At 45.5% G+C, this 24,536-nt stretch carries 23 protein-coding genes; 1 reads left to right on the top strand and 22 read right to left on the bottom strand.

Annotated elements, in window-relative coordinates:
- Nucleotides 1–23 precede the first annotated feature (23 nt).
- The 15 genes from KGMB01110_RS12080 to dapF form a co-directional block, all read right to left on the bottom strand.
- The gene (locus tag KGMB01110_RS12080) at nucleotides 24–1,154 is read right to left on the bottom strand and encodes a murein hydrolase activator EnvC family protein (protein ID WP_119298538.1); all 1,131 of its coding nucleotides are present in this window, start codon (nucleotides 1,152–1,154) and stop codon (nucleotides 24–26) included.
- A gap of 9 nt (nucleotides 1,155–1,163) precedes the next feature.
- Nucleotides 1,164–2,129: a permease-like cell division protein FtsX gene (gene ftsX / locus KGMB01110_RS12075; protein ID WP_119298536.1), complete on the bottom strand. Its 966-nt coding sequence runs from the start codon at nucleotides 2,127–2,129 to the stop codon at nucleotides 1,164–1,166.
- Nucleotides 2,119–2,805 carry a cell division ATP-binding protein FtsE gene (gene ftsE, locus KGMB01110_RS12070; RefSeq protein WP_117603396.1) on the bottom strand — a complete coding sequence of 229 codons (687 nt, stop codon included), beginning with the start codon at nucleotides 2,803–2,805 and terminating at the stop codon, nucleotides 2,119–2,121. The genes ftsX and ftsE overlap by 11 nt, the downstream gene beginning before the upstream one ends.
- A gap of 29 nt (nucleotides 2,806–2,834) precedes the next feature.
- Entirely contained in the window at nucleotides 2,835–3,926 is a 1,092-nt protein-coding gene (locus tag KGMB01110_RS12065; protein WP_119298534.1) for a PucR family transcriptional regulator, read from the bottom strand.
- A gap of 248 nt (nucleotides 3,927–4,174) precedes the next feature.
- Entirely contained in the window at nucleotides 4,175–4,852 is a 678-nt protein-coding gene (locus tag KGMB01110_RS12060) for a WecB/TagA/CpsF family glycosyltransferase (RefSeq protein ID WP_117603394.1), read from the bottom strand.
- A 73-nt stretch (nucleotides 4,853–4,925) separates the two neighbouring features.
- Entirely contained in the window at nucleotides 4,926–5,111 is a 186-nt protein-coding gene (locus tag KGMB01110_RS12055; RefSeq protein WP_117603393.1) for a small, acid-soluble spore protein, alpha/beta type, read from the bottom strand.
- An 88-nt stretch (nucleotides 5,112–5,199) separates the two neighbouring features.
- A complete protein-coding gene (locus KGMB01110_RS12050; protein ID WP_117603392.1) occupies nucleotides 5,200–5,391 on the bottom strand; it encodes a PspC domain-containing protein in 192 nt (63 codons plus the stop codon).
- A gap of 142 nt (nucleotides 5,392–5,533) precedes the next feature.
- The gene (locus KGMB01110_RS12045) at nucleotides 5,534–6,412 is read right to left on the bottom strand and encodes a DUF4097 family beta strand repeat-containing protein (protein WP_119298532.1); all 879 of its coding nucleotides are present in this window, start codon (nucleotides 6,410–6,412) and stop codon (nucleotides 5,534–5,536) included.
- Nucleotides 6,413–7,219: an HAAS signaling domain-containing protein gene (locus KGMB01110_RS12040; RefSeq protein WP_119298531.1), complete on the bottom strand. Its 807-nt coding sequence runs from the start codon at nucleotides 7,217–7,219 to the stop codon at nucleotides 6,413–6,415. It lies immediately after the preceding gene.
- Nucleotides 7,216–7,539 carry a PadR family transcriptional regulator gene (locus KGMB01110_RS12035; RefSeq protein WP_117603389.1) on the bottom strand — a complete coding sequence of 108 codons (324 nt, stop codon included), beginning with the start codon at nucleotides 7,537–7,539 and terminating at the stop codon, nucleotides 7,216–7,218. The genes KGMB01110_RS12040 and KGMB01110_RS12035 overlap by 4 nt, the downstream gene beginning before the upstream one ends.
- A gap of 225 nt (nucleotides 7,540–7,764) precedes the next feature.
- The gene (locus KGMB01110_RS12030) at nucleotides 7,765–8,361 is read right to left on the bottom strand and encodes a Maf family protein (RefSeq protein ID WP_279220924.1); all 597 of its coding nucleotides are present in this window, start codon (nucleotides 8,359–8,361) and stop codon (nucleotides 7,765–7,767) included.
- Between the two features lie 207 nt (nucleotides 8,362–8,568).
- Nucleotides 8,569–8,859, bottom strand: coding sequence for a DUF1294 domain-containing protein (locus KGMB01110_RS12025; protein WP_243112816.1), 291 nt, complete (start codon nucleotides 8,857–8,859; stop codon nucleotides 8,569–8,571).
- Between the two features lie 25 nt (nucleotides 8,860–8,884).
- Nucleotides 8,885–12,550, bottom strand: coding sequence for a helicase-exonuclease AddAB subunit AddA (addA, locus tag KGMB01110_RS12020; protein ID WP_119298529.1), 3,666 nt, complete (start codon nucleotides 12,548–12,550; stop codon nucleotides 8,885–8,887).
- Nucleotides 12,547–16,041 carry a PD-(D/E)XK nuclease family protein gene (locus KGMB01110_RS12015; protein ID WP_306307831.1) on the bottom strand — a complete coding sequence of 1,165 codons (3,495 nt, stop codon included), beginning with the start codon at nucleotides 16,039–16,041 and terminating at the stop codon, nucleotides 12,547–12,549. The genes addA and KGMB01110_RS12015 overlap by 4 nt, the downstream gene beginning before the upstream one ends.
- Nucleotides 16,042–16,115: 74 nt before the next feature.
- Nucleotides 16,116–16,982, bottom strand: coding sequence for a diaminopimelate epimerase (gene dapF, locus KGMB01110_RS12010; protein ID WP_117603385.1), 867 nt, complete (start codon nucleotides 16,980–16,982; stop codon nucleotides 16,116–16,118).
- A 275-nt stretch (nucleotides 16,983–17,257) separates the two neighbouring features.
- Between dapF and KGMB01110_RS12005 the strand changes: the two genes are divergently transcribed.
- Nucleotides 17,258–18,088 (top strand): helix-turn-helix domain-containing protein, encoded by an 831-nt coding sequence (locus tag KGMB01110_RS12005; protein ID WP_243112815.1) that lies wholly within the window; start codon nucleotides 17,258–17,260, stop codon nucleotides 18,086–18,088.
- Here the strand turns inward: KGMB01110_RS12005 and KGMB01110_RS12000 are convergent.
- The 7 genes from KGMB01110_RS12000 to KGMB01110_RS11970 all read right to left on the bottom strand — a co-directional run bounded on the left by KGMB01110_RS12000 (nucleotide 18,052) and on the right by KGMB01110_RS11970 (nucleotide 24,206).
- The gene (locus KGMB01110_RS12000; protein ID WP_119298523.1) at nucleotides 18,052–19,389 is read right to left on the bottom strand and encodes a sensor histidine kinase; all 1,338 of its coding nucleotides are present in this window, start codon (nucleotides 19,387–19,389) and stop codon (nucleotides 18,052–18,054) included. The two genes, KGMB01110_RS12005 and KGMB01110_RS12000, sit on opposite strands and share 37 nt — an antisense overlap.
- A complete protein-coding gene (locus KGMB01110_RS11995) occupies nucleotides 19,386–20,060 on the bottom strand; it encodes a winged helix-turn-helix domain-containing protein (protein ID WP_119298521.1) in 675 nt (224 codons plus the stop codon). Before KGMB01110_RS11995 ends, KGMB01110_RS12000 begins: the two co-directional genes overlap by 4 nt.
- Nucleotides 20,057–20,713 (bottom strand): phosphate signaling complex protein PhoU, encoded by a 657-nt coding sequence (phoU, locus tag KGMB01110_RS11990; protein WP_117888085.1) that lies wholly within the window; start codon nucleotides 20,711–20,713, stop codon nucleotides 20,057–20,059. The genes KGMB01110_RS11995 and phoU overlap by 4 nt, the downstream gene beginning before the upstream one ends.
- A 2-nt stretch (nucleotides 20,714–20,715) precedes the next feature.
- Complete coding sequence (gene pstB / locus KGMB01110_RS11985) at nucleotides 20,716–21,465, bottom strand: phosphate ABC transporter ATP-binding protein PstB (RefSeq protein ID WP_243112813.1); 750 nt, start codon at nucleotides 21,463–21,465, stop codon at nucleotides 20,716–20,718.
- A 115-nt stretch (nucleotides 21,466–21,580) separates the two neighbouring features.
- Nucleotides 21,581–22,423: a phosphate ABC transporter permease PstA gene (gene pstA / locus KGMB01110_RS11980; protein WP_119298519.1), complete on the bottom strand. Its 843-nt coding sequence runs from the start codon at nucleotides 22,421–22,423 to the stop codon at nucleotides 21,581–21,583.
- Nucleotides 22,416–23,291 carry a phosphate ABC transporter permease subunit PstC gene (gene pstC / locus KGMB01110_RS11975; RefSeq protein WP_119298517.1) on the bottom strand — a complete coding sequence of 292 codons (876 nt, stop codon included), beginning with the start codon at nucleotides 23,289–23,291 and terminating at the stop codon, nucleotides 22,416–22,418. The genes pstA and pstC overlap by 8 nt, the downstream gene beginning before the upstream one ends.
- A complete protein-coding gene (locus KGMB01110_RS11970; RefSeq protein ID WP_117603377.1) occupies nucleotides 23,292–24,206 on the bottom strand; it encodes a substrate-binding domain-containing protein in 915 nt (304 codons plus the stop codon).
- Between the last annotated feature and the right edge of the window lie 330 nt (nucleotides 24,207–24,536).

Here is a 24,536-nt window from a genome sequence, read left to right as displayed (position 1 = left end):
CTTCTCCTTTTTCAGGCCATCCTTTACAGATAAGTTCTCGGATCGACTGCAATTCCGTTGACCTCTACCTGGAAATGCAGATGCACACCCGTAGAATTTCCCGTGGTACCGGTCAGGCCGATCTGCTGCCCCTTGGACACAGTCTGTCCTGCTGATACACACAATGCCGAATGGTGCATATATTTTGTTACAAGTCCGTTTCCGTGGTTGATTACCACCCAGTTACCGGCACTGTTGCTCCAGCCTGCAATGACTACAGTTCCTGCCGCTGCCGCGTAAGTCGGTACAGCCTGACCTCCGGTTCCGAAATCCATTCCCTTGTGTGCCGGATCACTTGGACTTCTGTATTCTCCGAAGTAGCTAGTGATATAGCCGGAAGGACACGGATGGGTAAAAGTTCCGTTACCGCTGACTACGGACGGTCCCGGTGTGACATATGTACCATTGTTTTTCTTGCTGGCTGCGGCCGCCGCTGCTGCCTGTTTCTGACGTTCTGCGGCTGCCTGGGCTTCTGCGATCAGCTTATTTAAGTTTGCCGCATTTTCCCCGATCTGTTTTTCCAGATCTGCAAGCTGAACATTGGTAGCATCCAGAACTTTCTGTACTTCATCCTTCTGATCATTCAACTGAGTCTGAAGCTCGGACAGTTCCGAATACTCTTTTTTCAAAGCAGCTTCCTGCTTCTCTACTTTTTTTACAACGTTCTGAAATTCCGTCAGCATATCTCTGTCATAGGACGACATCTCAGAAACATATTCTGCCTTATTCAGGAAATCTGTAATATCTTTGGAAGAAAGCAACGTCTCCAGCCACTGGGCATTTCCGTTTTCATACATGAAAACGATTCGTTTCTTCATGCTCTCATACTGATCATTTTCATCGATCTTAGCCTGTGTCAGTTCTTCTTCCTTTTGATCGATTTCTTCTTCTTTTGCTGTCAGCTTATCCTGTGTCTTCTGCATCTCGGACACGATCGAATTGATCTGGTCTGTCAGAGACTGCTTCTGGGACTGAGCCGCATTTTTCTGGTTCTCCAACTCCTGTCCCTTTTTCTTTGCATCATCGATTGCGGTGGCATGAACATTCATGCTCATCCCAGTGCAAAGTGCAAACACACAGACTGCACTCACCAGCCGTTTCATTCGTCCAGTCATAGGCAACTCCTATACTTTCAGATGCTTGCGCACGGTAAAGAAGCTTCCCAGGAAACCGATTCCGACTCCCATCAGCAAACCGGCCGGAAGCAACAGTTTGTAGACGGACTGTACCGGCAGGAAGGTAATGATGTTGTTCAGGATACTGAATTTGTCCATGATGTAGCCAACCACACGACCATAGGAGAAATACAGAACCGCCAGTGGGATCAACGCACCGATCAGACCAATGATCAGACCCTCGATTACGAATGGAGACCGAACCACAAAGTCTTTGGCTCCGATATATTTCATGATCGCGATTTCTTCTCTACGAACCGTAATACCCGTGGTAACCGTATTACTGATCAGGAAGATCGAAACCGCCAGAAGGATTCCGATGATGACAATGGATACATAATAAACCAGTTTGTTGACACTGGTCAGAGTATTTGCCACCACATCGGAACGGTTAACCTTACGGACGCCGTCCAGACTTTCCGCGTAAGACACCAGATTCTTCTGAGTCTCGGAAAGGGTTTTCTCATCTCCCGTGATCTCTGATGTCACATCGGATTCATCAGATTTCAACGTCTTCATAAACACCTGATAGTTGGCGCTGCTTGCCAGCGGATTGTCATCTTTAAATCCATCTGCCAGGCTTTCATTGTCCTTGAAATAATCTTTCTGGAAACTCTTCCATGCGTCATCGGCAGACACATACTGTACGTCGGATACTTCGTCCCGCGCCTCTAATTTTTTACCGATTTCTTTAATCTGTTTGTCTGTTGCATCCTTGTCAAAGAAGACTGTGATCGCCACACCTTCTTCCGCAGACTTCACGATATACTGCAGATTCAGGACGATGGAGAAAAACAGTCCAAAAAGGAAAATGCAGGCAGACATTGTTGCTATGGAAGCAAGGGAGAACATTTTGTTTCTCCAGATACTCTTCACACCCTGCTTTCCTACATATCCTACTGTACTAATCCTCATCGAAATACCCACCTTTTTTCTCGTCGCTGACGATCACGCCCTGTTTCATCGTGATCACGCGCTCGTTCATCTCGTTTACAATTTCCTGGTTGTGCGTTACGACCAATACAGTCGTTCCTCTCTCATTCGCTTCTTTCAAAAGACTCATGATCTCCCATGAATTTGTGGGGTCAAGATTTCCGGTAGGCTCATCTGCCAGAAGGATCGCCGGTTCATTGACAATCGCTCTCGCAATCGCAACTCTCTGCTGCTCTCCTCCGGAAAGTTCTTTCGGGAAAGACTTGTATTTCTGTGCAAGTCCCACCAGTGAAAGTGCTGCAGGTACTTTCTGTTTAATGATACGGGTCGGTGTCTCCGTCACCCGAAGTGCAAAGGCAATATTTTCATAGATATTGCGGTCTTTCAGAAGACGGAAATCCTGGAATACCACTCCGATCCCTCTTCTGTACTTTGCAATCTGTCTGTGTTTCATTTTGTTCAGATTCTTGCCATTTACGACAATTGTTCCCTCTGTCGGATCCAGTTCTTTCATGATCAATTTGATCAGGGTTGACTTTCCTGATCCACTGTCCCCAACCACAAAGACGAACTCTCCCTGTTCGATCTTTACGGATACTCCGTTGAGCGCTGCATTGCCCTTGGAGTACTCTTTGGTCACATTTTGTAATTCAATCATATACTCCTCCTTATGTAGAAAACGTACTTCTAATATTCCATACTTTCCATGTATTTCATATACTTCACAACCATAAGTGCGATCTTGAAGGTAATGGCATCTTCAAAAACTCTCAAGTCGAGCCCTGTACTTTTCTGCAGCTTATCCAGACGATACACCAGAGTATTTCTGTGGATATACAGTTGTCTGGATGTCTCGGATACATTCAGGCTGTTCTCGAAGAACTTATTGATCGTGGTCAACGTCTCTTCGTCAAACTCATCCGGTGATTTCCCCTCAAAGATCTCCTTGATGAACATTTTACAAAGAGGGATCGGCAACTGATAGATCAATCGTCCGATACCAAGAGTACTATACGCTATAATATCCTTTTCGTCAAAGAAAATTTTTCCCACGTCTAATGCAAGCTTGGCTTCTTTGTATGATTTTGACACCTCTTTGATGTCATTCACAATGGTTCCGTATGCGATGTGAAAACTGTCTCCCTCGTTCTCATTTTTTAAGAGTTCCAGCATATTCTGAGCCATCTTTTCCAGTTCTTTCAGACCATCGGTTTCAGAGAGTTCTTTCACCACGATCAGATTCTTTTCGTCAACAGCCGTCACAAAATCTTTCGATTTATTGCCCAGCAGCGCACGGACATTTTCCAGTGCCACACTGTCTTTTTCATGATTCGTCTCGATCAGGAAGATGACTCTTCTGACCTCCGTATCAATGTGCAGTTTCTTCGCACGGTTATAAATATCTACCAGCAGCAGATTATCAAGCAATAGATTCTTGATAAAATTATCTTTGTCAAACCGCTCTTTGTACGCAACCAGAAGTCCCTGGATCTGGAATGCGGCGATCTTGCCTACCATGTAGATCTCTTCATTCTCTCCGGCCACGATCAGGACATACTCCAACTGCATCTCGTCAAAAATCTTAAAGAACTGACACCCCTGGATAACCTGACTTTCTGCCGGTGACTCTACAAATGCCAAAACGTTTTCTTCATAGTCTTTTCCGTCAGAAAAAGTACTGGCCAGGGTCTTGCCCTCTGTATCGAGTACACAGAAATCAATTCTGGATATACCCTTAAGACCATCAATTGTGTTCTGAAGTATTTGATTTGAAATCATATATGTCTCCCTCCACTCATCCTTATGTTGATTTCTTTTATTTCTGATCTTACCTTGTCGTCAATATACATTTTATACAAAAAAACCATGTCGAATACATACTGACAAACAAACTTATTTTTTATCTTAATGCAAAATCACAAAAAAAGGAAGAGGAAATCGCATATTTTCATGCATTTCCTCATAAATTTCATAAAAAGTTCATATTTTTTTATTATACATTCTTCACAATGGGCTTTGAAAAAGCCTTATTCCTCATCCTGTCTCTTCTCCAGCCCCACCTGATGTTTGAAAAATTTGCGCACCAGAAAATTACGGAACCGGTGAATGTGCATGGCTTCCTCATATTTTTCCTGGATCAGATTGCTGCATCCAAGCCACATATGGACGTTCAAAAGCGCCCTGTTGCGAACGGCAAACAGCTCCTGTCTCGGTGAGGGAAGCACCGACAGGATACAGTCCGCTTCCAGGCCATTGACTTCATTGACCACCATCTCATCCGAGCATTCCTCCGGGAAGGCTCCGCTTCCCACGATCATCATCCCCCGGAACTTTTCTTCCAGCATCGAAAGCAGAATCTCCTTTTCTGGCTCACTCTCCGTCAACAGGTACACTCTTTTTTTACTTTTCTGGAGATATTTCAGAAACATCTGGATAAACGGACGCTCCGATGGTCTTTGCAGACATCTTGCCTCCTGGATCTCCGCCGCTTCATAAAGTTCCGCCGAACCTGATAGTACCAGATCCATCTCGCCGACCGCCTCTTTCAGTTCTGCATCATCCTGCCCCAACAGCAACGTATCCATCGTCAGAAGTTCCACCAGACTTAATCCCTCCTGATCCAGCATCTCCACTGCTTTTTTCATCGTTTCTTTTGCCGTAATATTTTCTATTTCTATCCCAAAGATTTTTATGGTTTCTTCCATAATAGATTCCTCGATTATTTGTCTTAAAAACTCAGGCTATTATTTTACCAAAAATGGAATAGAATGTAAAGATTCAGTTCTTGTGTTTTCTCTTGTTGAGCAATCCTCCGATCCTTCCGGTTTCCTTTGAAGTAAGGGACTTCCAGCCATGTTCTGCCACACGGTCTAAAAGTCCCAGTTCTTCTGCAATCTCGTATTTTAATTTTTCTTCCGGTTCGATGTTGTTTAAATCAATTGGTTGTTCTTTCTTTTTTCCCATGGTTCCATCTCCTTTTTTAAGGAGTATCACCAGTTTTTCATAGCGCTATTCTTCTGATCGGATTTTCCATTCCGTCATTTCCGTCCTTTTACTCTTCCGGATTGTCCGGAATAATAACTGCTGCCACGAAATATGCCAGAATTCCACTGCCGGTGCACGCCAGCAACACCAGTGCCAGACGTATCAGTGTTGCATCAATATTAAAATATTCTCCGATGCCGCCGCATACTCCGCATATCATCCGATTCTTTTTTGATCTGTATAATTTTTTCTGTTCCATACTCTTGCACCTTTCCTTTTCCTGATTATTCTTCTCTTAATGTTCTGATATCTGTTGTCCTGATTGTCGGTTCCTCAAAGAGTGCCAAACCTTGCATAAATTACCTTAACTCATATTATATATAGAAAGAATCCCACAAATTTTATAAGCTGTCTGCAAATTGCAGATTCACGCTGCCGACTCCGCAGTCCACCTGAATCGATTTTCCCTGTCCGTTATTCAGCTCCATTTCTCTGCCAATCCCGGAGTAAGAATCATTAGCAACTTTGATATCACCGATTCCACAGGACAGATTATAATCATAATCCGTTTCTTTTCCAAGAAGGGTCGCAGAGACAGTTCCCACTCCGCACTCAATATCCGCATCCTGTGTCACCCTTCCGGATATCCGGATTTCTCCGGCTCCACACTCAATGTCCATGTTGTCTGCCTGAAAATCTGACAGCTGAATCAGTCCTGCTGAGGCACTCAGATCCAAATCCGATGCCTGAATCTTCGTCACCTGCAAAATGCCACCATAGAGATCAAGTTCAAGGCTCTCAAACGCTGTATCTTTAGGAAGTTTGATTAGAAGGGTACCTTCATTGTCCTCTGAATCGCCCTTGACTGAAATCAGAAGTTTCTCGTCCTTTATCGAACTGCTGACCGTCAGATCTTCGTTCAGTTTGTTTTGGTCCACACAGATCTTATCTCCATCATATTCCTGAATCTCGATTTTCGCGCGCTTTACCTTCAATTCCAGTTCTTTCGCCGGATCGTAATAATGAATGCTTTCTGTCGCGCTCTCGCTTTCTGTAACAGCTGCCTTCTGTAAATCTTCTGCATCGTCCGGATCCTCTGGGTCATCCCAGTCATCTTCGTCCCAGTCGTCATCCTCCCAATCATCTCCGCCAACATTGATGCTGACCTTTTCAATATCTCTTAATGTCACACCCATCGCAAGACCTGTCATGCAGAACGCAATTCCCAGGATCCCGAGAACTGCACAGGTAATCCAGAATATTTTCCAACGCTTTTTCATCTATGCCTCCCCCTTTCTGTGAATCAGTTTGCGAACCAGATCAACTACCCAACGGAACATTGCCGGATACACAATCAGACACAGTTTCGTGAATCCTACCACTGCAATCAGACTTAACGCTGTCGTGATCATTCCCGCACCCAGCAGGAAGATACCCGCTGACGGAATCATAAAGATCCGAATCAGTCCCCAGATTGCCACAGCGACTCCCGTAAGCAAAAATGCAACGGCAGTCACCCAAAGTGCAATGCACACACAGATTAACGCTGCGATCAGTGCAATGACCGTTCCAAGACCTCCCAGCCCCAACGGTAAGACGATTGGAACTCCAACCAGTATGATTGCAATAATCAGGATTACTTTCAGCGTCGTACTGGTCCAGGGCTTTTTCTCCCCATCGGCTTTCAGATCCTCTGCCGTTCCCTGAGTCGTACCTGTTCCTGTATATCCTCCGTCCGTTCCACTCATACCGTACCGGTATTTCGGTCCGTTTTCCTTCTTTTTGGAATTCATTGTCCGCTGATACCGATAGCCTTTTCTTGCCGGCGGTGTCTCTTTTTCTTCTGCGGTTTGTTCTCTGAGTGCCGGTGCATTTTGTACACCATCTCTCGGAATTTCCTCAATATCCTCTTTGATCATAGCCGCCGTCACTTCCGGGCTTTCCAGTTCCCGGATAATCTCCTCTTCTCGTTCCGGCCCGCCATCTTCAAAATATCCCTCATAATATTCCAGAGCTTCTACACGCTCCTCTTCAGGAATATCTGCCAGAAGTTCTTCCAGCCTTTTCATAAATTCTGCTCGGTTCATCTGGCCCCACCTCCTTCAAACAGTGCACTGATCTTTTCAGAATAGGTCTTCCATTCCTTTCGATACATATCCAATTGCGCTCTTCCTCGGTCTGTCACTTTATAATAACGTCGGTTTCTGCCATCATACTGCTGGTCATATGTCTCCAGACAGTCATCCTTCTGTAATCTGCGAAGCACCGGATATAAGGTAGATTCCGAAATATCAATTGCTTTTCTTACATCCTGCGTGATCTTATATCCATAGGTTCCCTCTTCCTCTCGGGAAACGACTGCCAATACAATTGCATCCAACAGAGTGGCTCCGGTATTAAATACCATAGAACGCTCCTCCTTCCGATGTTGTAATTTATCTTATATTGTTTTGATATACATATTATATATTGTATAATATATGTTGTCAATATAATATTGTTATCTTAAGAAAACCTTTAGATTTGCATAGAAAAGGGGCTATAAGACTTCCTTTTGAAATCTTATAGCCCCACGGAGAGCTTTCTTAAATATAACAAATACGCCTTTTCTACAATCCGCTCCGTCAAATCTCTATCTCACCAGTTCTTTCACCTTATGCGCCACATAAGCAATCGGGAATCCTACCACATTATAGTAATCCCCTCTGATTCCTTTTACATACACCGCGAAAGCACCCTGGATCCCATAGCCACCCGCTTTGTCCATGGGTTCACCGGTGGCAACATACTCCCTGATTTCTTCTTCGGTCATACTCCAGACTGTCACGTCCGTCCGCTCCACATGAGCATCCCTTTCCAGACATTCACACTCCGGATTTTCTCCTGTCTCCAGGATTGCCACTCCCGTATAGACCTGATGGCTTCTTCCCTGAAGTCTTAAAATCATGGAAATCGCCTCTTCCGTCGTTTTCGGCTTTCCCAAAATTTCTCCATCGATAACCACCACGGTATCCGCACCAATTACCCAGGAATTTTTGCAGTGTTTCGCTACATTTCCCGCCTTTTGCCGCGCCAGCTCTTTTACGATCTCTTCCGGTTCTGTGCTCTGATAAACCTCTTCTTCGTCAGAAGTTTTCACTTCAAATTTCATATTCAGAAGCTTCATCAACTCCCGTCTTCTCGGCGAAGCTGATGCCAGTACAATCTTCTTCCGTTCCTTTTCTTTCACGCTTCTCTTCCTCCCGCCTGCGGAATCCTCCAGACTTTCATCCATATCCCGTGTATATCTTTTCTCACAGTTTCCTTAACCCCGGCGTATATTTCCGTACTCTTCTCATTTTTCCTCTCCAGGCTGTTTTGAAGTATCTTTATCACTCTCCAAAATCATTTTTGGATTTATTCTGAAACTTTCAAATTTCCCCTTTCTGTTTTACTTCTATTTCCAAACACGCAGCCACTCTGCCAACAGGAAAATCCAGATCACCGCAAACACCGGAACCAGTATGATAAATTTCCTGTGCTTCGTTTTATGATGAAACACTTTCATTCCCAGCCATGCTCCAACCGCCCCACCTGCTGCCGCCAGCAAAAGAAGGGTACTCTCCCGGATTCTCCACTGATTTTTCACCGCTTTTCTTTTATCAATTCCATATAGTACAAATGTAATCATGTTTATCATCGCGAGATACCCCGCTATTAACATTCCTGATAATATTCCGTTTCCCATTTCCCTGCAACTCCGGACAAATTTCCTATCCGAGACGGATCTCCTTTCCCAGTGCAAAGGAGTAGATCCAGGTTTCTTTCACCTTTTTCCCCAACAACTGTTCCAATGCCTGCCCATAATATTCCAACTGGGTATGATATCGTTCCACCAGTTCTTCTCCCGTCTTCACCCGGTCGGTCTTATAGTCCAGCAATACCAGCCCATCCGTTTCTTCAAAGAACACGTCAATAATTCCCTGCACAAGAATCCATTCTTCCTCCGTCTGCTCCGGATAGACTTCCTGTGATGGGACACCAAGAACAAAAGGCTGCTCTTTTCTCAGGGCATCCGCTTTCGCCGCCTGATGCATTCGCTGTCCAAGTCCACACTCCAGAAAATGTAAAATATCGGTTCTGCGGATGCAATCTGCCATCTCCTGTGACATTTTCTCTTCTTCTACCAGACGTTCTATGGTATCTTTCAACTGATCCATCGAATACGCCTGCCGATAATCCAGCAATTCCAGAAGCTTATGATAAGCACTTCCCCTGGATGCGCCACTGAGTCCGGTAGATTCCTGCATAAATTCCGGAATCAACGGAACAACTTCTTTTTCTTCTACCAGAATCTCTCCGGCTTCTTCCTCCAGGTAATCCCTCTTTTTCAGCTCTGAAACCGTAAATTTCAATTTCATCTGCTGTGCATCTTTATACGGATACTGATATTCCATCTGCCGGATCGTTTCCTTCATCCAGTCAGACGGAGTCTCTTTCCCCGGTTTCCATTGCAGCAGTTCTTCTCTTGCCATACTTTCTGCCACCGCCACCTGAGCCGTTTCCGTCGCCATTTCTTCTATTTTTCGAATCCGGATGGAAAATGGAGTCTTCTCCTCCCGATTTTTCAGTGCCATAAGAAGCCAGTCCAGATAGGAATTTGCTTTGTATCTGGCAGAAAATGTAGTCGCCCCGCTTTCTTTATTCATCTTTTCTTCTGCATTTGCAAGAGATCCTGTCAGAATCAGTTTTTCTTTTGCTCTTGTCATTGCCACATAGAGGATCCGGAGTTCTTCTCCCAAATTTTCCAGATTCACGGCATGCTGGATTATCTTTTTCTGAAGTGTCACCGTCTTCGTCCGCTGTTCCAGATCCACACTGTCGATTCCCACACCCAGTTCCGGATGAAGTACCACAGCTCCCATGGAATCCTGTCGGTTAAACCGTTTACTCATTCCACAGACAAACACGATCGGAAATTCCAGCCCCTTACTCTTGTGGATGCTCATCAGCCGGACTGCATCCATCTGCTCATCCGTTACAGACGCTTCTCCGTAGTCAATCTCATAGCGTTTCAACTGCTCGATATAACGTACAAAATGAAACAATCCTTTATAACTGGTCTGTTCAAAGGCCGCCGCCTGATTCAGAAGCATATCCAGATTGGCCTGTCTCTGTTCGCCTCCCGGCATCACAGACATCAGATGATAATATCCGGTTCGGTTTAAAATTTCCCAGAGCAGATCATAGATTGCCGTATAAGGAACCTTTTCCCGAAAATATTTGAAATCTTTCCAGAGTTTTTTTAACGATTCCTTCGTCTCTTTTTCCGGGAAATCCGCCGGAACTTCCACTTCCCCTGTTCTTTCTTCAGAAAAAGCCTCTTCCGCGCACGCCTGCACCGCCTCATAGAAAGGTACCTCCGGGAAGGCGTTACGTATCTGTGCAAGTTGTTCACTGTTCATTCCGCAAAGTGGAGATGTCAGCACCGCCGTCATCGCCAGATCCTGTCTGGGATTATCCAGGATTTTCAGGTAATCCAGCAATAATGCTACTTCGTAGGTTTCAAAATATCCTTCCGTTTTGCCTGCATAGACCGGAATTCCTTCTTCTTTCAGCACTTCCGAAAAAATGTCTGCCCATCCTCGTACACTCCGGGTCAGAATGACAATATCTTTATAAGAAGGCCTGCGGTATTCTCCGGTTTCTTTATCCAGAACCAGCCCTTCTGCCAGAAGCTGTCGGATACGGATTGCCACCGTCTTTGCTTCCAGTTCCCGATCCGTTTCTTCCAGATTCAGACTTTCTTTTTCTTCTTTTCCTATATCATTTAAAATCAGTTCGCAGTCCAGATTTATCTTCTCAGCTCCTGTTTTTCCCGGAAACTCCGGAAAAATTGCTCCCGGATAAAGAGCAGCTCGATCATCATATTCCACTCCGCCCAGATCCTTGTGCATGATCTGCCGGAAGACAAAATTGACCCCCTCCAGCACTTCCGCTCTGCTTCGGAAGTTTTTATGAAGATCTATCCTCTGATTCTCGCTTTCTTCCAGAGTATACCGGTCAAATTTGTCCATAAACAGATCCGGTCTGGAAAGGCGGAACCGGTAAATACTCTGTTTCACATCCCCTACCATGAACATATTCTGCTGTCCGCGCCCGGCTCTGGACACACTGGTCAGAATCGTCTCCTGAAGCATATTGCTGTCCTGGTATTCATCGATCATGATTTCTTCAAACCGTTCCTGATACTCTTCTGCTGCCTGGGTCGGTTTCCAGGTTCCGTCCGCCTGCTTCTCTGCCAGAATTTTCAGGGCAAATTGTTCCATATCTCCAAAGTCAATCAAATTCCTGTCTGCTTTCGCCTCTGCAAATTTCTGCCCAAACTCCCGCACCAGTTCTGTCATCACTTCCATCGGTTCCTGACAGTTTGACAGCTCCTGTGCCTGTTCTTCCGGCGATTCATAGAAATAGTCCTTACAGATCTCTACCGCCAGTTTCTTTACCTGATCCCGAATCTCTTTCACCAGTTCCCTTTTTTCCGGATCCACCTGATCACTCTTCTTTCGGGATAATGCCTGAAATCCCTTCTTGGTCCGAATCCCTTCACTCGCCTGATACATGGCGGAAAGCGGCTGCTCTTCCTCTGCCGCATCCAGAAGTTTCTGCAGTAACATCTGATCCTTTTCCAACATCTCGTCGTACATAAAAGGGCCGTCTGCCTCCCCTGCAATCTTCCTTGCCTCATCCAGCATCCGATCCAGATCTTCCAGCCGTCGTTTCACGTCCTCACAAACCTGTCTTTGCAGTTCCAGCGGGAGCTGCCCGTCTTCTTCCAACCGATAAGAAGCCCGGCAGGTTTCCAGATATCCTTCCGGATCCGGATAACTCCGGGAGTAACTGTAAAGTTTTAGAATCATTTCCTCTAGCTTTTTGTCGTCTCTTCCTGTGGCGTAGGCTTCCACAAAACGAAGAAATGCTTCTGATTTTTCTGCATATTTTTCTTCCAGAAATTCTTCCATTACATCCTGCATAAGCAGGGTCAGTTCTCCTTCTTCAGCCACCCGGAATCCCGGATCCAGATCGATCCGGTGAAAATGATCCCGGATTACCGACTGACAGAAACTGTCAATCGTTGTGATCTGCGCACTGTGTACCAGCGTGGCCTGCCTTAAGATTCTCTCGTCCGTCTCTCCCGATTCCATCAGCTTTTCCAGAGATTCCCGGATTCGTTCCTTCATCTCTGCCGCTGCTGCCTTTGTAAAAGTTACCACCAGCAGATGATCCACATCCACGGGGCGCACCGGGTCTGTCAGTCGTTTTAAGATACGCTCTACCAGAACCGCTGTCTTACCGGAACCTGCTGCCGCCGAAACCAGAATGTTCCGGTCTCTCAGATCGATCACCTGTTGTTGTTCCGTTGTCCAGGATACACTCATGATTCCAGCTCCTTTCTCATCTGCTCCAATACTTCATCTTTCTTCCAGGATTTCATCCGGTGATATTCACAGCCTTCAAAGGCCAGGTCAAATCCACAGATTTCCCGGTATTTACAGTAATCACACCCCGATTTCTGTCCCAGCAGATAGGGATAGATTCCAGTCTCTCCCCTCTGGATCCTCTCCTGCATCTGCTCTGCCAGGCCCCGGACATAACGGAGCATTACATCGAAATCTTCTTCTGAAACCGCCTTGGAACTCTTCGCCAGAGACTGGTCTTTGTTCCGTTTTACCGGAATGACTTCCGACTCTCCCTCGAGCTGCCGGTCCATCCCCTTCAGCACATCCTCCACATCACTGACCAGACCATCCGGTCTTAATTCTTTTAACAGGCTGTCCCCCTTTTCCACCAGTGGGTCTTTCACCTGATAGTAAAACACTCCTGCCGGGTGTAATTCCTTCTCCGGATGCCGTCTTTTTTCATATTCCATGGCCGCACCCAGATAGATCATCAACTGCATCTGTAATCCATGATACATCGCCGTAATATCAAACGCCTTGCTGCCGGTCTTATAATCAATCACTTTTACATAAAGTTTTTCGCCGCTTTCACAGGTATCGACCCGGTCAATCTTTCCACCACCGAACTTCAGCTCCGATGCACTGATCCGGAAGTTTCCTTTTTCCAGTTGCTTTGTCAACGCCCAGATCGTCCGCTCCAGAAGTTTCCGGATCCGGAAGATCATATACTCGTTTCTCGCTGAACTGTACAGGATCGTATTTTCATAGCATGCAATACTTTCTTGCACGCATTCTTCCACCAGTTCCCGTTGTTTTTCTTCCTCCAGTTCTTCCCAGGTCATCCCTTCTTTTATCACCTTATTAGAAAATAATTCCAATGCTTTATGCACAATATTTCCCAGATCCATTGCCTCAAACCGGTATTCTTCCCGTTCCTTCAATTTCAGTCCATACGCCAGAAAATGTGCATAGGCACAGGCTGCAAACCGTTCCATTCGTGTGGCAGATAACTGCGCATTCTCTCCGTAGAGCACCTTTGCCGTCACATCCCTTATCCACTGCGGATCTTTCCTGTAAAACGCCGTCTCCACCAGACGCTCCACCTGTGCTGCCCATTTGGGATTGCTATAGTACCAGGTATACAATTCTTTCCAGCTTTCTTCCAGTCCGGTCTGTCGTTTGCGCAGTCCGTCCAGCACTTCTTCCAGTCCGGTCTGCTCCGAAAATTCCCGCCGCTCCATTCTTCGCTTTGCATCCTCTTCCACTTCCAGTTTCGGAAACAGTCGTTTCAGATCCCAGATCAGATAGGCCGGGCGAAGCGCTGTTCCGTCTGATGCAGATTTGGAATAGGACAGATACAATGCCTCCGACGGCTTTGTCAGATTCATATACAGATAAAATTTCTGGATAAAATTCTGTTCTCTGGCTCCCGGTGACAGATGCAGTTTCTTTTCTTTTAGCACTTCTCTGTCTTGTTCTGTCAGAAGTCCCATGGAACCATTGGTTCCCGGAATCAGCGTATCATTGACTCCCACCAGAAAGAGGACCTTAATCTCTTTCAGACGGCTTCTTTGCATGTCCCCGATCGTCACCTGGTCGATACTCGGCGGAATTACACCCACTTTTGCCTCCGTCAGCCCGGCATCCAGAAGTTCACAGTATTCTTTCAGGGATACTGTTTCGTCCCCCAGAAGTTCCACAAATTTGTCGAACAGTTCCAGCACAATCCGGTAAATCTGCGCATATTCTTTTGCCAGTGCCACATCTCCACGATCCTGAAACATTTCTTCCATTGCAACAAGCTGTTCCTGCAATTTTTCTTTTTCCAGAAATTCACAGACCGCCTGGGTAATGTCCAGCACTGATTTTCTTCTCTTCTTTAAAATAAACATCAACGGATCCAGTTGTTCCACCAGACGCACACGGAGATGATTCAGAACTTCCAGTTCCTCTTCCTGAACGCTTTCTGTCCGACGAATCCATTTTTCCTGCCATTTTTTATAGCCACGGATACCCAGCGCCAACACGTAGTTCTCCATCAGATCCACTTCTTCCATGGTAAATCCGGCATGTCCGCTCCTCAGATATCGAAATACGCTGTCATAGCTGTAATTTTTTTCTGCCATGGACAAAAGGCTCCGCACGTATTCCACAAAAGAATTCAGCAAAATACTCCGTTTGTGGTCAGTAAACACCGGAATCTCATAACGCTCACAGGCATGTTCAAATTCTTCGGCATACAAAGACAGATCCGGCGCGATCACCGCAATTTCCCGATAACGGTACCCTTTCGTCCGAACCAGACGCCGGATAGTCTCCGCCACATACACCGCCTCTTCCTTGGGGTTTCTCGCAGACAGGATTCGCACCCTGTCAGAATCTCCCTGCCAGGTTTTTCTGGAATAGCGAAACAGTTCTTCCTCCAGAAAGGCAAGCTCTGGATTGTTCCGATACCGATAGACCGGTTTCTGATAAAGACAGAGAGGGCCTTCTATCTTCACCTTTGCTTCCCTTGCCGTCCGAATCAGTCCGGTCACCATCTGTTTGCTTAAGCCAAACAATTGATAAGGATGTTCATACACAAACAGATCTTCCCTCTCATCACCGGTCACCGTCACCCAGACATCTTTACAAATTTGTAACAACTCTCCGATCAGTGTTTCCTGTACCGGTGTAAATCCGGTAAATCCATCCAGCGCGATCACCGCGTCTTTCAAAATTTCTGACTTTCCTGCCACCTGACGCAATACATACAGCAGTTCTTCTTTCGTAATATATTTATCGGACAGATACCGGTAAAACCCTTCCGAAAGGATCTGGATATCCGTAAGTTTCCAGGCAAGATAACTGTTTTCTTTCATGCCACCGATCAGATCTTCCAGGTCGGTTCCATCGACACCATACTGGGCAAATTCCGAAATCACAGACTTCACTTCACTGATATAGCCCTGTTTTTTCAGATTTCCTCCCAGAACTTTCAAATCCTTTTCATAAGCTCCGGCAATCTTTCGAAGGATCAGATTCTTTCCCTCATCATCCAGTACCGCCCGATGGCTCTGTCCCACCTCTTCAAAGATCCTGTGTGCCAGACGCGCAAAGCTCAACACATCGATATTCATGATCCCTTTGTTCGGATGCATGGTCACCAGATCTTTCTGAGTCTGCATGGTGAACTGCTCCGGCACGATCACCAGATACTCCGTCTGCGGATTCTGCTGTGATTCCGCAATAATATGCTGATATAACTGATAGGATTTTCCGGAACCGGAATTTCCCAGAATAAGTCTTAAAGCCATAATGACTGCCTGATCCTTTCTAATTCTTTGTTGCGTTATCCCATGGTGCGCACCTTCGGTGCTTAACGCTGCCTGCTTCGCTGCAGCTACCCTGAGCGCCATTCGCCACTCGCGTAGAGTAAGTTCCGACTTGCTCCCGCTCTTCTCCTGCGTTCCGCTTCCGCTAACGCTCACGTGAGATTATCATAACATAGAACAGCCGGGGCAGTAAACCGCCCCGGCTGTCTTCTTGTCAGATTCTGTTTTTCTTACTCTTTTGACAGTGCATAAAGCATCTCACCGAACTCATCACTGAGTCCGATCTTTGCCACGTAGAATACGTCTCCTGTCATGAATACATTCCAGTTTTCATCCACTTCTACCATCAGATCTCCGCCCGGCATATGAACGATGACTTTATTTTCCGTCATTCCAAGCTTGTAAGCGACTGCTGCCGCTGCGCAGGCACCGGTTCCGGATGCCAGAGTATAACCACTTCCACGTTCGAAGATCTCGATGGAAACATTTTCCCGATCCGTTACTTTCATGATCTGGGTGTTGATCCGGTTCGGGAAATATCTGGCATTTTCTGAATATTTTCCGATATGGCAGACCAGATCTTTTGAAATTTCCCGCATCGGGATCACACACTGCGGACTTCCTACGGACACGCAAGTTGTCGGATATAGCGTCCTTGCAAAGACCATATCCTCATTGATCACTTCTCTTCGCTCCCCAATTACCGGAATCTCATCACTGTAAAAGGATACCTTTCCCATCGAGACTCTCAGACGATTTCCGTCTTCGCTTAAGTAAGTGATTTCTACCGCTCCGCCCTCTGTCTGTAATTTAAAGTTCTTTTTCTGAACATATCCGGCGTCTTTCAGATATTTTGCAAAAATACGAATTCCGTTTCCGGACTTTTCTGCTGTACTTCCGTCAGAATTCCAGATGCGAACCGACGGATATTTTCCTTCCAGGATCGGCCCTTCCAGGATACCATCTGCTCCCAATCCCTTCTTTCTGTCACAAATCAGTTCTACATTTTTCTGTGTCAGCTTCAGTTCATTTTTATTCGGATCATATACAAAATAATCGTTTCCAAGTCCATGATAACGTTCCAGATTCAGTTTCATTGTCGTCCTCCTTAACAGTCCCCAGATTTATAAATCGATTTGCCTTCGTTCAAGTTCGGATGTCCGACAGATCCTTCCATCGCTTGCATCCTTTATCTTCATTATATCAGGCAATATTTTCTTTATATACACAAAAAATGCTTTTTACTATGCAAATAATGCTCTATAATAGTCTTGAAACCATTCAAGAAAAAAATCGAAAACAGTCCTGACTCTTTGAATAAAATACTTCCTGACCAAAGATTAAAAAATGAATTGCAGAAAGGATGTCCCCCATGAAAAAAGGTTATCTGAATTCAGATTTTCGAATCTTCCATCTGAAAGATTCCGGCACAAAAGAATACCAGTCCCATTACCATGATTTTCATAAAATCACCATCTTCATCAGCGGTCATGTGCAGTATTTCGTGGAGGGGCGTGCTTACGAACTGGAGCCTTATGATATCATCCTGGTCAACCGGAACGAAATGCATCGGATTCTGGTAGACGAAAGTCTCACCTATGAGCGGATCATCGTCTACATTTCCCCCTCATTTCTTGAAGCCTATAAAACCTCCGACTGCGATCTCGGTCTGTGTTTTGAAAAAGCCAGGCAGGAACAGTCCAGTGTGCTTCGGATTCCTTCCCTGAAAAAGAGCAGCCTGTTCCAGAGTACACTCCGGCTGGAAAACTCTTTCGAGGACACCGACTACGCAAATGAGCTTTACCGGCAGGTTCTGTTCCTGGAATTCATGATCCAGCTGAACCGCTCTGCCACCAAAAATCATCTGGAATATCTGGACACTACCCGGTGTCATCCCAAAGTTGCGGAAGTCATCCATTACGTCAACCTGCATCTTACCGATTCTCTGGAGATTGATACCCTTTCCCGGCAGGTCTTTCTCAGCAAATATTATCTGATGCGCCTGTTCAAAGAAGAGACCGGCTGGACCATCGGAAACTATATTCATAAAAAAAGACTTCTGCTGGCAAGAGACCAGATCCGGGATGGCCTGCCTGCCACAGAAGCCTGTTACAATTCAGGGTTCCGGGATTACTCTACATTTTCCAGAGCCTATAAAAAAGAATTTCATACTTCTCCTTCCGGAGATTTTACCGGGAACTGAATCTGAATTTTGGTTCCCTTTCCCGGTTCACTGTCCACCTGCACCTTTGCATGGTGAAGCAATGCGCCGTGTTTTACAATGGACAGTCCCAGCCCGGTTCCGCCTCGTTCTTTGGAATGACTTTTATCCACCCGATAGAATCGCTCAAAGATCCGTTCCTGATGTTCTTTCGGAATACCGATTCCGGTATCTGACACCACAACCTTCGGTCCCGCCAGGGTATCACCCACCCACACATCTACCGAACCATTTGGCACATTATATTTCACTGCATTCTCTATCACATTGTAGATCATTTCATCCAGCACCTGTCGGATTCCATATGTGGATACCCGCTCGCCCTTGATGGTTAGACGCACCTGTTTTTCTGCCGATTGTTGAGACAATCTGGAACAGATTTCCCTGGAAAGTTCATACAAATCCACATCTGTCTTTTCGATATCGACTGCCTCTTCATCCAATCTGGAAAGTTTGATAATATCCTCAACCAATGTGATCAGACGCTTTGCCTCTTTATAGATTCTTCCGGAAAATTCCGGGATATCTTCCGGGCGTACCAGGCCGTTCTGAATGATCTCCGCGTAACCGGAAATCGAAGTCAGAGGCGTCTTCAGTTCATGAGAAACATTGGCGGAAAACTCTTTTCTCATATTGGCAATGGCATCTTTTTCTTTATTCTGATGGTCAATTGCCTCCAAAAGAGGATTCAGTTCCTCATATACCGTCTCTTTCAGGGGATGCTCCACATCCAGTTCATTGATCGGTTTGATCAGTTTCTTGGTCTGCCAGGTAGAAAGTCCCCATGCCACCAGAAGCATCAGAATCCCCAGAAATACAATGGTCGGAAATACCTGAAAAGCCGTGTGCGCCAGAGAATCCATGGATCTGGACACACGCAGAATCTCTCCGGTCTTTAATTTCCTCGCATAATAATACAGTTCTTTTCCCTTTGTCTCCGAATACCGGACATCCTCTCCAATTCCGGTTTTCAATGCTTTCTGGATCTCCGGCCGGTTCTTATGGTTCTTCAGGGTTTCTGCATCCTGTCCGGAATCATATCGGACATTGCCGTCCGGGTCGATCAGTGTGATCCTCACCTCCGGATCTACTTCATCCATCTCTTCCAGATAAGTTTCCCCCATCTGATCCATCGCTTCCGCAATGTATTCCGCCTCGTGATTCACCCCTTCTTTCAACAGATCCATTGCCTGATGATAACTGAACAGGGTAAAAAACAGATAGGAAAAAATAAGGGTGATACCAGAAACCAGAAGCATGCTGCGCTGAATCTTTTTTCTCATGCAGTTCCTCCGATCCGATAACCTACGCCACGCACAGTCTCGATCAGATCTCCTTTATCCCCCAACTTCTGTCGCAGGGTTCGGATATGCACATCCACCGTTCTCGTCTCTCCGTCGAAATCATATCCCCAGATATCTCCAAGCAACTGATCTCTGGTCAGGACAATATTTTTATTTCTCATTAAACGTTCCAACAATTCAAATTCTTTCAGTGTCAAAGCTACCGGCTTGCCGTCTACCGTCACCTCATGACGTTTGATATTCAGTCGAACCCCGCCGTTTTCCATCTCCTCTTCCCGAGAAGACCGACCGGAACGTCTAAGCACCGCCTTGATCCGTGACACCAGCTCCATCATACCGAAGGGTTTTGTCACGTAATCATCGGCTCCTGAATCCAGTCCGATTACCTTGTCATATTCTGTTCCTTTTGCCGTCACCATAATGACTGGGATGTCTTTGGTCTTATTGGAACTTTTCAGTTTTTTAAGCAACTCCATTCCATCTTCTCCCGGAAGCATAATATCAAGCAAAACAAGCTCTGGCGTCTCTGACGCCAAAGCCTCCATAAAACTGCTTCCCTCCGGAAAGCCGTATGCCTTTAATCCGGTACTTTCCAGTGTGTACACCACCAGTTCCCGGATGCTGTCATCATCTTCTACACAATAAATCATATCTTTTCTCCGCCTTTGTGAACCCCGGTGATAGAAAATTCTACCCACTCTGCTATATTGGTCGCATGGTCTCCAATCCGCTCCAGATATTTACTGATCATCAGAAGATCGATCACTTCAGATCCGTCTTTTCCCTGTTTCTCCGCAATAAATGCAATCAATTCTCCTCGGATCTTCTCAAAAAGATCATCCACTACATCATCGGATTTCATCACCTGGCGTGCTTTTTCCAGGTCTTTTTCCACATAAGCAGCCACGCTGTCACGAACCATCTTCCCGGCTTCGTCCGCCATGATCGTAATATCCCGCACATCCTGAACTTCACACATATTGGCAGCGATTACAATGTCTGCGATATCAGCGGTCTGATCTCCGATTCGCTCCATATCCGTAATCATCTTTAAGGCAGCCGAAATTCTGCGCAAATCTTTTGCTACCGGCTGTTGCTGTAATAAAAGCTTCAGGCAGAGTCTTTCGATATCCTTTTCCATATGGTCGATCTCGTCATCCGCTTCGATTACCGCACGCGCCTCTTCCACACTTCCTCCGGTCAGAGCCTTAATTACCCGGTTAATTGCCAGCTCACAAAGTTCTCCCATCCGGATCATGTTCTCATCCAGAAGCGCCAGCTGTCTGTCAAATCTGTTTCTCATAATCAACCAAACCTCCCTGTAATATAATCTTCCGTACGTTTGTCAGACGGAATCGAGAACAATTTTTCGGTATCGTTATATTCGACAACCTCTCCCAACAGGAAAAATGCGGTATTGTCAGAAACACGGACAGCCTGCTGCATATTGTGTGTTACCATGACAATAGTATAATCTTTTTTCAGTTCCAGGGCAAGGTCTTCAATCTTCGAAGTCGAAATCGGATCCAACGCAGACGTCGGTTCATCCATCAGAAGGACTTCCGGCTGAACCGCCAATGCTCTTGCAATACACAGTCTCTGCTGCTGTCCACCGGACATTCCCAACGCACTGGATTTCAGACGATCTTTACATTCTTCCCAGATTGCCGCATCTCTCAAAGACTTCTCCACAATATCATCCAGTTTTGCTTTCGAACGGATTCCATGGGTTCTCGGACCGTAAGCAATGTTGTCATAAATACTCATCGGAAACGGATTTGGTTTCTGGAACACCATTCCGACCCGCTTTCTCAACAGGTTGACATCAATATCCTTATAGATATCTTCTCCATCCAACAGAAGGGAACCTTCAATACGACATCCCTCCACCAGATCATTCATCCGATTAATGGATTTTAACAGGGTAGATTTTCCGCAACCGGATGGTCCGATAAAGGCTGTGATCTTGTTGGCTTCAATTTCAAGATTCACATCTTTCAGTGCATGAAAATCACCATAATATAAATTCATATTTTTTATGCTAATTTTACTCATTCTTTTCCTCTTATCTGCTTTCTTCTTTTCTTTCATCTACTCTGAGATTTCACGTTTTCTTTTCCCAGGACCTGCTTTGAGATTCTGCATTTGCATCGTCTCTTTCTTTTCCGGCTCAGGATTTCGTAATTCGCTTTGCAATTACACTGGATACCGTATTGATACCAACGACCAGCACCAGCAGAATAACCGCCGTTGCGTATGCCTGATCCATATACAATCCCTCGCTTGCAAGGTTATACATATGAACCGCCAGGGTTCTTCCGGAATTGAATACACTTTTCGGAATCTGTGCGACCGTTCCTGAGGTATAGATCAGTGCAGCCGTCTCTCCCACAATACGTCCGATCGCCAGAATGACACCGGCAAGGATTCCCGGAACGGCTGACGGAAGAACAATTCGAAATACGGTACGAAGTTTTCCGGCTCCAAGTCCGAAGCTACCTTCTCTGTAAGAATCTGGCACTGCCTTCAACGCCTCTTCCGTACTTCTCATAATCAGCGGCAATACCATGATTGCCAGGGTAAATGCACCTGCCAGTATGGAAAAGCCCCATCCACAGGTTGACACGAAAAACAACATTCCGAACAGACCATATACGATAGACGGAATTCCCTGCAGGGTTTCTGTAGTCAGACGAATCACTTCCACAAACTTATTTCCACGCTTTGCATACTCCACCAGGAAAATCGCTGAAAACACTCCAAACGGAACTGCGATCAGCAAAGATAACACGGTCATGATCACTGTATTGATCAATGCCGGCATCAGTGATGCATTTTCCGAAGAATAAGTAAAAAAGAACAGGGACGGTTTCAGATAAGGCACACCGTGAATCAGTACGTATGCGATCAGAAAGATCAGAACCGCAAACGTAAACACCGCGGATAACATTACCAGAAGCATCATAACCATGGAGCCCGGCGTCCGCATATATGCTTTCAGTTTTTTACTCATGATCGCCCCTCCTGTTCAAAACTGCTACTGTAAAGTTAATCAGCAAAATAAACACAAACAATACCACACCGGTTGCAATCAATGCTTCTCTGTGAAGCCCGGTTGCATATCCCATCTCGATCACGATATTTGCCGTCAGAGTTCGAAGTCCTCTGAAGAGTCCGGCCGGCATTCTGGCCTGATTTCCTGCTACCATAATCACTGCCATGGTTTCTCCGATCGCACGTCCGATTCCCAGAACGATCGCTGCTACCACACCGGACTTTGCTGCCGGCAGAACGACCCGGAAAATAGCTCTTTCATGGGTAGCTCCCAATGCAACTGCCCCTTCATAATAATGGGTCGGCACTGCGCGAAGGGAAGACTCTGTCAGTCCGATCACTGTCGGAAGGATCATCATACCCAGAAGGAGGGAGGCTGTCAGCATACTGCTTCCGTTTCCTCCTATACCCAGATTTCTTCCCAGTTGGCGGATCAACGGAACCAGAACCACCAGTCCAAAGAAACCATACACAACCGACGGAATTCCGACCAGAAGCTCTGTGGCGGTCTTTAATGGTTTGTAAATCTGTTTCGGGCAATAGAATGCCATAAATACTGCTGTCAGAATACCAATCGGAACTCCGACGATGATGGCTCCTGCTGTAACATACAGACTTCCCACGATCATCGGCAAGATTCCGTATATATCATTATTCGGTTTCCAAATGGTTCCCGTCAGGAACTTTCCGAAACCGATCTCTTTCATAGCAGGAAGCCCATTTGCGAAAAGAAAGATACAAATGAGAGCTACCGCCAGCACCGAAGCACAGGCGGCAATGAAGAATACTCCCTGCATGAATTTTTCAGTCCATGCTTTCGATTTCATTTATTTTACTACCTCATCCCATGTAAGAGCATCACCGGTGTAGATTGCTTTCACCTGATCACTTGTCAGTTCATCTGTCGGGTTTGCATTGTTCACGATCACTGCAATACCATCTGTTGCAATCACTGTGGAATCAAGTTCTGCTGCTTCTTCGTCTTTCAGTTCACGGGATGCCATTCCGATATCATAGCTTCCGTCGATTGTAGAAGTCATACCTGTTGTAGAATCTGTTGTCTGAAGTTCGATGTCTGCATTTGGGTTTACAGCTTTGTAAGCTTCGATCAGTTTTTCCATAACCGGTGATACAGAAGAGGATCCTCCGACTACCAGTTTTCCGGATGGCTGTGTTCCTTCAAATGCCTGAGCATCATCCTGTGCAATGTAACCTTCCTCAGATACAACGTCCTGTCCTTCTTTACTTAAAATGAAGTTCAGGAAATCTTTTGCTACTTCATTGTCCTGTCCCTTCTTAGTTGCAACATTGAACGGACGAGATACTTTGTAATCTCCGCTCTTAATGTTATCAGCAGTTGCCTCTGCTCCGTCGATCTTTACTGCTTTAACACTGTCATCCAGAGATCCAAGAGATACATAACCGATTGCATATTCATCTCCGGCTACTGTTGTCAGCATAACAGAAGTGCTGTTTGTGATCTGTGCTTCTTCAGTTGTCATATCAACTTTTTCTCCGGCATCATTCTTTTCTTCTACACCGAACAGTTCAATGAAAGCTCCTCTTGTACCAGATCCGTCTTCTCTGGATACGATAGTGATATCTGTGCTGCTGTCCCAGTCAGAAGCGCTTCCGCTTGCATCTGCACTGCTCTTAGAATCTGAATTTCCTCCGCAACCTGCTGCCATTGCAGCTACCATTCCTACTACGGATAATACCGCGATAAACTTTTTCATTTTCATGACTTATAATCTCCTTTTTGTTTTCCTTTTAATTTTTGTTGTTTTTTCTTCACAACTGCAATCATAAAGGAGTTATGTAAAATACAAAATCCTAAGTTTGTTAAATATGCGTAAATCCAGAGTCACACCAACTGAAGATACATTTTCGTTTACAAAACTATAAAATTCTGGCAATCTCCCTTGTTTTCTTCTATATCTTGTGATATGATATAAAAGAAATACAGGATATCTGGTGTATTTCAATCGTGCATTTTTGCATTTTATAAAAGGGAAGTATATGATATATAAAAATAGAAGAAACCGGCAAATGCCGGTTTCTTCTATTTTCAG

The sequence above is a fragment of the Mediterraneibacter butyricigenes genome, from assembly GCF_003574295.1.
Classification (GTDB): Bacteria; Bacillota; Clostridia; order Lachnospirales; family Lachnospiraceae; genus Mediterraneibacter_A; species Mediterraneibacter_A butyricigenes.
Note: the sequence above shows the minus strand (reverse complement) of the source record. Positions and strands in the feature narration are given on the sequence as shown.

Coding starts and splice junctions, on each gene's coding strand:
- KGMB01110_RS12000 (WP_119298523.1), bottom strand. CDS start 19,389: ATGAGAAAAAAGATTCAGCGCAGCATGCTTCTGGTTTCTGGTATCACC.
- KGMB01110_RS12080 (WP_119298538.1), bottom strand. CDS start 1,154: ATGACTGGACGAATGAAACGGCTGGTGAGTGCAGTCTGTGTGTTTGCA.
- KGMB01110_RS12050 (WP_117603392.1), bottom strand. CDS start 5,391: ATGGAACAGAAAAAATTATACAGATCAAAAAAGAATCGGATGATATGC.
- dapF (WP_117603385.1), bottom strand. CDS start 16,982: ATGAAACTGAATCTGGAACGTTATCATGGACTTGGAAACGATTATTTT.
- pstA (WP_119298519.1), bottom strand. CDS start 22,423: ATGAGTAAAAAACTGAAAGCATATATGCGGACGCCGGGCTCCATGGTT.
- KGMB01110_RS12005 (WP_243112815.1), top strand. CDS start 17,258: ATGAAAAAAGGTTATCTGAATTCAGATTTTCGAATCTTCCATCTGAAA.
- addA (WP_119298529.1), bottom strand. CDS start 12,550: ATGAGTGTATCCTGGACAACGGAACAACAACAGGTGATCGATCTGAGA.
- KGMB01110_RS11995 (WP_119298521.1), bottom strand. CDS start 20,060: ATGATTTATTGTGTAGAAGATGATGACAGCATCCGGGAACTGGTGGTG.
- KGMB01110_RS12065 (WP_119298534.1), bottom strand. CDS start 3,926: ATGATTTCAAATCAAATACTTCAGAACACAATTGATGGTCTTAAGGGT.
- ftsX (WP_119298536.1), bottom strand. CDS start 2,129: ATGAGGATTAGTACAGTAGGATATGTAGGAAAGCAGGGTGTGAAGAGT.
- KGMB01110_RS12035 (WP_117603389.1), bottom strand. CDS start 7,539: ATGGTATTTAATACCGGAGCCACTCTGTTGGATGCAATTGTATTGGCA.
- KGMB01110_RS12060 (WP_117603394.1), bottom strand. CDS start 4,852: ATGGAAGAAACCATAAAAATCTTTGGGATAGAAATAGAAAATATTACG.
- KGMB01110_RS12055 (WP_117603393.1), bottom strand. CDS start 5,111: ATGGGAAAAAAGAAAGAACAACCAATTGATTTAAACAACATCGAACCG.
- KGMB01110_RS12040 (WP_119298531.1), bottom strand. CDS start 7,219: ATGAACCGAGCAGAATTTATGAAAAGGCTGGAAGAACTTCTGGCAGAT.
- KGMB01110_RS11970 (WP_117603377.1), bottom strand. CDS start 24,206: ATGAAAATGAAAAAGTTTATCGCGGTATTATCCGTAGTAGGAATGGTA.
- pstB (WP_243112813.1), bottom strand. CDS start 21,465: ATGAGTAAAATTAGCATAAAAAATATGAATTTATATTATGGTGATTTT.
- pstC (WP_119298517.1), bottom strand. CDS start 23,291: ATGAAATCGAAAGCATGGACTGAAAAATTCATGCAGGGAGTATTCTTC.
- KGMB01110_RS12045 (WP_119298532.1), bottom strand. CDS start 6,412: ATGAAAAAGCGTTGGAAAATATTCTGGATTACCTGTGCAGTTCTCGGG.
- phoU (WP_117888085.1), bottom strand. CDS start 20,713: ATGAGAAACAGATTTGACAGACAGCTGGCGCTTCTGGATGAGAACATG.
- KGMB01110_RS12025 (WP_243112816.1), bottom strand. CDS start 8,859: ATGGGAAACGGAATATTATCAGGAATGTTAATAGCGGGGTATCTCGCG.
- ftsE (WP_117603396.1), bottom strand. CDS start 2,805: ATGATTGAATTACAAAATGTGACCAAAGAGTACTCCAAGGGCAATGCA.